Source organism: Streptomyces sp. ICN903 (genome assembly GCF_022015835.1).
GTDB lineage: Bacteria > Actinomycetota > Actinomycetes > Streptomycetales > Streptomycetaceae > Streptomyces > Streptomyces fenghuangensis.
This window is the reverse complement of the sequence record NZ_JAKMAY010000573.1, coordinates 1-1,263: the sequence shown is the minus strand read 5'-3', so window position 1 is coordinate 1,263 and position 1,263 is coordinate 1. Positions and strand designations below refer to the sequence as shown.

2 protein-coding genes are annotated in these 1,263 nt (G+C 74.7%); one reads left to right on the top strand and one right to left on the bottom strand.

The features are described from left to right. Positions 1-10: 10 nt before the first annotated feature. Positions 11-394 (bottom strand): DUF5997 family protein, encoded by a 384-nt coding sequence (locus tag L7D48_RS28880; protein ID WP_237884067.1) that lies wholly within the window; start codon positions 392-394, stop codon positions 11-13. 72 nt (positions 395-466) lie between these two features. Here L7D48_RS28880 and L7D48_RS28875 point away from each other — a divergent pair. After that, positions 467-1,263, top strand: a 797-nt coding sequence (locus tag L7D48_RS28875; protein WP_237884065.1) for a LysR family transcriptional regulator substrate-binding protein, incomplete at its 3' end; no start/stop codon positions are given.

Here is a 1,263-nt window from a genome sequence, read left to right as displayed (position 1 = left end):
GCGGGCGGGGTCAGCCGCCCTGCTCCGCCTTCCGCTCCTTCAGGCGCGCCGCCTCCTTGCGGACCTCGGCCTGGGTGGCGCGCTCCTTGCGCAGCCACTCGGGGTTCTCCGCCTTCAGCGCCTCGATCTGCTCGGTGGTCAGGGGCTCGGTGATGCCGCCGCGCGCGAGTCCCGAGTTGGAGACCCCCAGTTTCGCCGCCACCACCGGACGGGGGTGCGGTCCGTCGCGCCGCAGCTCCCGCAGCCACTCGGGCGGGTCGTTCTGCAGCGCGTCCAGTTCCGCGCGCGAGACGACGCCCTCCCGGAACTCGGCGGGGGTGGCCTCGAGGTACACACCCAGCTTCTTCGCCGCGGTGGCGGGCTTCATCGTCTGGGCGGTCTGCTGCGACTTCATGGAGTCCAGGGTATCGAGCGCCCGCCGCTCCTCCCGCCACCCGGCTGCCCGGCCGACCGGTAGCCTGGCCCGGTGAACGGCTCGGAAGCATCCCCCTCGTTCCGGCTCGCGTACGTCCCGGGAGTGACGCCCGCCAAGTGGGTGCGGATCTGGAACGAGCGTCTGCCCGGCGTCCCGCTCGACCTCGTCCAGGTGTCCGCCGCCGAGGCGTCCGGCGTGCTGCGCGACGGCGGCGCCGACGCGGGTTTCCTGCGGCTGCCCACCGACCGGACGGATCTCAGCGCCATCCCCCTCTACACCGAGACCACGGTGGTGGTGGTCCCCAAGGACCATCTCGTGACGGCGGCCGAGGAGGTGTCCGCCGGGGAACTGGCCGACGAGATCGTGCTGCACCCCCTCGACGACACCCTGGACTGGGAGCGCCCGCCGGGGCGTCCCGCCCTCGAGCGCCCCGCCACGACGGCGGACGCGATCGAACTGGTGGCGGCGGGGGTCGGGCTGCTCGTCGTACCGCAGTCACTCGCCCGCCTGCACCACCGCAGGGACCTCACCTACCGGCCGGTCACGGACGCCCCGCAGTCGCGCGTCGCGCTGTCGTGGCGGGAGGACCGGACCACCGACCTGGTGGAGGACTTCATCGGAATCGTCCGGGGGCGGACGGTCAACAGCACCCGGGGCCGGCGCCCCGCCGTCGCCGAGGAGTCCAAGCCGGGCGGGCGGGACAGGCAGGACAAGCCGAAGCCGGGGCGCTCGGACGGGGGCGGAGCGCGGCGGAAGTCCGCGGGAGGCGGGCAGACCGGCCGCGCCAGGGGTTCCGGAGGTTCAAGGGGGTCCGGCGGCGGCAGGCGCGGCAGGCCCCGCCGCAGGTC